At 48.3% G+C, this 6,945-nt stretch carries 5 protein-coding genes; 3 read left to right on the top strand and 2 right to left on the bottom strand.

The window, feature by feature from the left end; translation table 11 throughout:
- Nucleotides 1–178 precede the first annotated feature (178 nt).
- Nucleotides 179–1,060, bottom strand: coding sequence for a LysR family transcriptional regulator (locus SHEWPOL2_RS21155; protein ID WP_037431418.1), 882 nt, complete (start codon nucleotides 1,058–1,060; stop codon nucleotides 179–181).
- 88 nt (nucleotides 1,061–1,148) lie between these two features.
- The gene (locus SHEWPOL2_RS21150; RefSeq protein WP_037431416.1) at nucleotides 1,149–1,442 is read right to left on the bottom strand and encodes a YciI family protein; all 294 of its coding nucleotides are present in this window, start codon (nucleotides 1,440–1,442) and stop codon (nucleotides 1,149–1,151) included.
- Between the two features lie 609 nt (nucleotides 1,443–2,051).
- Between SHEWPOL2_RS21150 and SHEWPOL2_RS21145 the strand changes: the two genes are divergently transcribed.
- From SHEWPOL2_RS21145 to umuD, 3 genes are all read left to right on the top strand, one after another.
- A complete protein-coding gene (locus SHEWPOL2_RS21145; RefSeq protein ID WP_037431415.1) occupies nucleotides 2,052–3,647 on the top strand; it encodes an MFS transporter in 1,596 nt (531 codons plus the stop codon).
- 145 nt (nucleotides 3,648–3,792) lie between these two features.
- The gene (locus SHEWPOL2_RS21140; protein ID WP_037431414.1) at nucleotides 3,793–6,291 is read left to right on the top strand and encodes a glucan 1,4-alpha-glucosidase; all 2,499 of its coding nucleotides are present in this window, start codon (nucleotides 3,793–3,795) and stop codon (nucleotides 6,289–6,291) included.
- A 338-nt stretch (nucleotides 6,292–6,629) separates the two neighbouring features.
- Nucleotides 6,630–6,945: translesion error-prone DNA polymerase V autoproteolytic subunit (umuD, locus tag SHEWPOL2_RS21135; RefSeq protein ID WP_239642796.1), on the top strand; the 316-nt coding region annotated here is incomplete at its 3' end.

Below are 6,945 nucleotides of genomic sequence, written 5' to 3'. Positions count from 1 at the left end.
ATGCACCCAAGGTGATCGGTTGAAACAGTGATTGCGTCATAATATAACCCTCTCATTTCGTTGCAAACATACTAGCAAACTCAACAAGAGACATTGAGCGCAATAAAGACAAATGATTTTTGTTGTAAATGCAAAAATGTTCACTAACACGTCAATACGACAAGTGTTGCCCTACCGCTTACAGGGTTAGCTTAGGCTGAATAAAATCAATAAAGGCCGAGATACGTTTCGCGACGGTAGAAGATTTATAGTACACCGCATTGATCTGCTCTCGGCCGGTATTGGTGATTTTTTCACTCTCCAATAAGGGGATTAAACGCCCCTCAGCGATATCCTTTTTCACCATAAATCCCGATAAGCAGGCAATACCATTACCCGTTAATGCAAGCTGCCTTAACGTTTCACCGTTACTTGAGGTTAATGTAGGTGTAAACCGAGTAAATCCGTTCAGTGGCCAATCATTGAGGGTTTTAGGGGTAGAAAATCCCAGCAAATCGTGGTGAATAAGATCGCTGCTTTTATTGGGAAAACCGCGCCTTGATAGGTAATCTGGTGAGGCTACAATGTACAGCAAGCTTTTCCCAAGTGGCCTAGCATGCAAAGTCGAATCCGTTAAGTTGCCAATGCGGATCGCGAGATCGGTTTTCTTTTCAAGCAAATCGACAAAACCTTCGTTGGAGGTGAGTTCCAATTCAATATCGGGATAGGTTTGCTTAAATGGCTGGATAAGCGGCACTAATTGATGAAACACAAAGGGACTTGCGGCATCGACACGTAAACGGCCTCTCGGTAGCTCTCCACGAGTAATGATATCCTCTTCAGCCTGCTGGATCTGTAATAAGCCAATTCGGATGGCTTCAACAAACTGGCGACCTTCCTCGGTTAATTCGATCCGGCGAGTCGTGCGATTTAAAATAGAAACGCCAACTTGGCTTTCAACCTTGCTCACCGCCCGAGACACGCGGGCAACTTGAATATCTAACAGTTCAGCTGCCGCCGAAAAACCACCACTGTCGACGACAGCAAGCAGTATTTCTAAATCATCGGACCGTGTTTTCATTTTATTTCTCGCACCACACCCGCAATTATTGCATTTATAGCAAATATCATTGGTATAAATATCTGTATTTTACAATTTGCAAAAATCACTAAAGTGTCTCAATGAGTTGCTCGAATCCTGCGGCGGCTTTGGTTGGCACAAATTCCACCACATCAAATTCAGCCACGTCTTCGGTATAGAAAGGATCTTGCTGCAAAATAGCCTCGAGAACTGCACGCGACTCCGCCTTAGCGAAGATTACACCGCCCGTGCGTGGCACCTTACGGCCCGAAGCGATAAAAACGCCCTTGGCATAATACGCATCAAGATAATCAATATGAGCAGCTAAATGTAACTCAACATCTGCCAGCGGCTTTTTGTAGGTTAAGGTGATAACAAACATAGATATCCTTTATTCAAAACATAATCGATTTTGACAGGTGCTAACCATGATTACATGAGAGCATCTGCTGACATACTGTTCCATTATTTTTGCAGTATCAATCGCATAATGCGTCTATTGCTCACTGCTGCTGACACTTTAGCCACTGACTGGATACCCATACAACCCCATAGGAGTGTAAAATAGGCTGCCATTAGGTTACACAGCTGTTTAACTTGAGTTATCAATGGATGATGAATACGTATGTAAGCGGTTGTGCGTCAATCGACGCTGCGGCTACTATAAATTCGCTAGTTCCACCCTCTGCTTGTAGGGTTGAACACTGTGAGGTCGTTTCTGGTAGCAGCCTTTGAGGATAGCTGTCAGGCTTAGGTTCTTTTCTGCTTCTGAGCATTTGCATCATAGAGTATGAAAATGAATTTATTGGCGAATATGCTTCTGAGGGAGAGGTATATTCGCTATTTTTTAGCATCAAACACACCTTTATAGCGACCAAACCGAACTGGCACAATAATGCGTAAACTGAGCCAAAGCTATTGATTAAGCTTTCAAATTATAACGATAAATGACTCAAGGCAGCCCCGCTGCCCGCTACTGAAGGGAAGTTGCATGTCCGCGGATCAACAAACGGTTACCCCATTAGAGAATTTCTCGCCCAAGGTGGCGCAGCGCGCCGTGCATAGGGTGCAACCCGAGCTGAATTTCTGGCAAATCTTCAATATGTGCTTTGGCTTTTTGGGGATCCAATTTGGCTTTGCGCTGCAAAATGCCAACGTCAGCCGCATTTTCCAAACCCTTGGCGCCTCTATCGATGATATTCCTATCCTGTGGATTGCCGCGCCGTTAACGGGACTGCTGGTTCAGCCTATTATTGGTTATCTGAGCGATAACACTTGGGGACGCTTAGGTCGCCGCCGACCATATTTTTTAATCGGCGCCATTTGTACGACTCTCGCGATTTTTGTGATGCCGCATTCCCCTACGTTGTGGATTGCCGCGGGCATGCTGTGGATTATGGATGCCTCTATCAATATCGCCATGGAACCCTTCCGTGCCTTTGTGGGGGATAATTTACCTCCCAAGCAGCGCACCCAAGGCTATGCTATGCAAAGCTTTTTTATTGGCATCGGCGCGGTTGTGGCCTCGGCCCTACCCTATATTCTCAGCAACTTCTTTGCTGTCGCCAATACCGCACCCGCGGGCGAAATAGCCGATTCGGTGCGTTATGCCTTCTATTTTGGTGGCGCAGTGCTGTTTCTTAGCGTGGCTTGGACTGTTGTGTCCACCAAAGAATATTCCCCCGATGAACTCGCCGCCTTCCATGGCAATGCTGACGCAGGCATAGATGAGCAACAAAACCGCACACGCACCCATCAGAATTATCAATCTGCCGCTATCGTTTGGATGGCTGTAGGCGCACTGCTGACGCTTGCGGTGTGGACACAGGATTTAGATAAGCAGCTGTATATTTTAACCTTAGGGATTTTTGCCTTTGGCCCATTGCAACTATACTGCGCCCTGCGTTTAGGCAAATCAGCGCCCTCACAGCGCGCGCAACTGGGCATTGTCTTTAATGTCGTCGATGATTTATTCCATATGCCAAAGGCCATGCATCAGTTAGCCATAGTGCAGTTTTTCTCTTGGTTCGCGCTCTTTGCGATGTGGATTTACACCACCTCAGCGGTGACGTCCTACCATTTTGGCAGCAGCGATGTGTTGTCTAAGGCCTATAACGATGGTGCCGATTGGGTGGGCGTACTGTTCGCCTCCTACAATGGATTTTCGGCCATTGCGGCCCTGTTTATCCCACTGCTTGCTAAACGCATCGGCATCAAACTGACTCACACCTTTAATATGTTCTGCGGCGGTTTTGGGTTGATCAGTTTCTATTTTATCAAAGATCCCAGTCTGTTATGGCTACCCATGATTGGCGTAGGTATCGCCTGGGCCTCGATTCTATCCGTGCCCTACGCCATGTTATCTGGCGCCTTACCGCCGAAAAAGATGGGCGTGTATATGGGGATTTTTAACTTCTTTATCGTGATCCCACAGCTGCTCGCGGCCAGTGTTTTAGGCTTAATTCTTAATGGATTATTTGATGGTCAGCCCATCTATGCCCTGATCACTGGCGGCGTCCTGATGCTCTGCGCCGGGATTGCCGTGCTCTTTGTTGAGCAACCGAATACTCAGCACTCTCAAGCGTAAATCGCAGATCCTACAACTCGGCCCCCTTGGCGTTTGGGCGTTTGGGCGTTTGGGCAACTAAACGCCAAGACGTATGGCCACATAGCTTACAACAAGAATAAATCGCAATTAGCACCATCTATTGATTGGGGAGATTTTGATAAATATGGCATTGACAACAGTACCTTCGCAGCAGGCCCGCAGCTTAACTCGTAAGCCGATTGCGCTCGCAATTGCCGCAAGCCTTATCGGCATTGCCAGCTTAACGGGCTGCTCACCCTCGGCCCCCAATACAGATACATCAACACAAACAGTCACCAAAGCTACAGACGCACAGATTGCCCCCGGCGCCCCCGGTAACGCCCCAACCTGGGCGTTCTCCGGCAAAACCGGTATCGGTACTTCCTATGAGCCTTATACTCAGGGGCAATACCAAGACAGCGCGCAAAATCCCATTAGCCGAGTGTGGTTCTCCGTCGCACAGGGGATTTTAACCGAGACCATGTACGGCCTTATTCATAATGCTCAGCTCAAAGAGTTGCAATTTGTGATCACAGGCAATGGCTTTGTCGATACCGAGAAAGACAACACGATCAGCAGCATTGAATACTTAGACACCGATGCCAATGGTCGCCCACAATCCTTGGCCTATAAGATTATCAATCGCGACGTTGAAGGTAAGTATCAGATAGAAAAACATATCTTTACCGATCCCGACCGTGATACGCTGATGATGCGCGTGACGTTTACCGCCTTTGAAGCTGGCATCACACCGCATTTATACGTTAATCCCCATATCGATAATGCGGGCGCGAATGATATTGGCAGAATCGATCATCAAGCCCTTATCGCTCGTACGGCGAATCCCCACAGCAGCGTGATGACGGTGAAATCGGATATCGACTTTGCGCAGGCGACCACCGGTTTTGTCGGTGTATCCGACGGTTTGGCCGATTTAGCCGATAACGGTAAGCTCGATACGCTGTATCAGGCCACCAGCAGCGCCGAAAATCCGACTCAAGGCAACATTGCTTTTACCGCCAGTTATCCCGCACTCCAAGCGAATCAAGCTCTTAATGTGAATTTGGCGATTGGTTTTGGCCAGGATGAGGCCAGCAGTTTAGCCAATGCCAACGCCAGCTTAACGGCGGGGTATGACGCAGTGCTGAGTCAATACAACGCTGGTTGGCACAGTTATTTACAATCGCTACCGGCGATGCCTGATATGGCGCAAAGCACCACAGATAATGGCAAGCTGCTGTATACCAGTGCCATGGTACTCAAGGCGCAGGAAGATAAAACCTACGCGGGCGCCCTTATCGCGTCGCTTTCTAATCCTTGGGGCGATACTGTCCCTGCTGTCACACCGAGTACAGGCTACAAGGCCGTTTGGCCGCGCGACTTTTATCAATGCGCCATGGCATTTCTCGCCATGGGCGATACCCAAACGCCTAAAGTCGCCTTTGAATACCTTAAAAAGGTGCAAGTGAGCGATAAAACCCCAGGCTTTAGCGGCACACCCGGTTGGTTTTTACAAAAGACCCATGTGGACGGCCAAATCGAATGGGTGGGCGTACAGCTCGACCAAACGGCGATGCCTATCATGCTCGGCTGGAAACTCTGGCAGGCAGGCGTACTCAGTCAAGCTGAACTTAACCATTGGTATCAAGAGATGTTAAAAGCTGCGGCGGACTTTTTAGTCAGCGGCGGCGAAGTCAATCTTGACTGGAATCACACCCAAATTACGCCACCAAAAACCCAACAAGAACGTTGGGAAGAACAGGCAGGTTATTCGCCCTCCACCACGGCCGCAGTGATCGCAGGCTTAGTGGCCGCGAGTGATATTGCCAAGGCAGTAAACGACAGCGATGCCAGTCAACGTTATCTAGCGACCGCTAAGTCGCTTAACCAACAACTTGAAAAACACTTAGTGACGACCCAAGGTTTGCTCACAGATAGCCAAGGCATTAAGGCGCCGTATTATCTGCGATTAAGCCCCAACGGTGAGCCAAACACCGCCGAGCAACTCGCCGCCAATAATGGCCGTGCGGGATTAGATCAACGTCAGATCCTCGATGGCGGCTTTTTAGAACTGGTGCGCTATGGCGTGCGTGGCGCCACCGATAAGCTGATTAATCAAAGCCTAGCGCTGGTGGATAATACCGAGCTTGAGGACAATTTACGCCTCAAATACAACTTTATGGCAAAGGATGGCAGCAGCGTTCCAGGCTTTAGACGTTACGGTAACGATGGCTACGGTGAAGATACCCTCACTGGCGCAAACTACGCCGAATCGGGCAGTAATAGCGACAACCAACGCGGCCGCGTCTGGCCCTTCTTTACTGGCGAGCGTGGGCATTTTGAATTGGCCCTTGCCAGCGCCAAGGGAGAGCTAAGCGGTGCTCACGCACAGCAAACCAAGCAGCAACTTATCAATACCTATGTGCAAGGGATGGAAACCTTCGCCAACGCGGGTCTAATGCTCCCCGAACAAGCATGGGACGGTGTGGGTAACGCCACTCGTTACCAATATCAACTCGGCCAAGGCACTAACTCCGCCACCCCGCTCGCCTGGACCCATGCTGAATATATCAAGCTGGTACGTTCAATGAGCGACGGCCGTGTATGGGATAACTACCCCATCGTCCCTGAGGCGTTGAAATAATTTTTAAGGCTGATACCTGTGAGTAAAGCCCGCAAAACCTCAGTTTTGCGGGCTTTATGATCACAAGCGGCATATCATTCAGCACCGACTTAATACCTTTAATTTGCCCCACATCATCCATTCTGCGCACCGTAAAAGCATTCTCTGTTTTTATGTGAATACTTGTTTTTATTGCCGTTACTTCAATAAAAAATTGACTTACATAAGTCAGTCAGCTTGATCACGAGACTCCAATAGGGTGATTGTTTACTTAGGCAAATACAGGACATAAACGCCTTCGACATATGCTAAAGTTAGCCTATACTGTACATATGTACAGTATATAGATGCATATGATCATGGTTACTCCTGAACAATCAAAAATCCAATACCCTTTCTTTAGCACATCGGTGGCGGCGGGATTTCCTTCTCCCGCCAATGATTATATTGAGCAATCGCTTGATCTAAATGAGCTTTGTATCAAACACCCCACCGCAACCTTTTTTGTCAAAGTTCAAGGCGATTCGATGGTCGATGCCGGAATTTCCTCTGGTGATATATTAGTGGTTGACCGAGCCTTACAAGCCACCCATGGAGATATTGTAGTGGCGGCCATCAATGGGGAATTTACGGTAAAGCAATTGCAATTACGTCCTGTGGTGCAATTATTGCCAT

The organism is Shewanella sp. POL2, from assembly GCF_000282755.1.
GTDB classification, from domain to species: domain Bacteria; phylum Pseudomonadota; class Gammaproteobacteria; order Enterobacterales; family Shewanellaceae; genus Shewanella; species Shewanella xiamenensis.
The sequence above is the reverse complement of the archived record's forward strand: the minus strand, read 5'-3'. Positions and strand labels throughout refer to the sequence as shown.

Bases quoted from the DNA above. Each gene is read 5' to 3' on its own strand.
- SHEWPOL2_RS21145 (WP_037431415.1), top strand. From the start codon at position 2,052: ATGTCCGCGGATCAACAAACGGTTACCCCATTAGAGAATTTCTCGCCC.
- SHEWPOL2_RS21140 (WP_037431414.1), top strand. From the start codon at position 3,793: ATGGCATTGACAACAGTACCTTCGCAGCAGGCCCGCAGCTTAACTCGT.
- SHEWPOL2_RS21155 (WP_037431418.1), bottom strand. From the start codon at position 1,060: ATGAAAACACGGTCCGATGATTTAGAAATACTGCTTGCTGTCGTCGAC.
- SHEWPOL2_RS21150 (WP_037431416.1), bottom strand. From the start codon at position 1,442: ATGTTTGTTATCACCTTAACCTACAAAAAGCCGCTGGCAGATGTTGAG.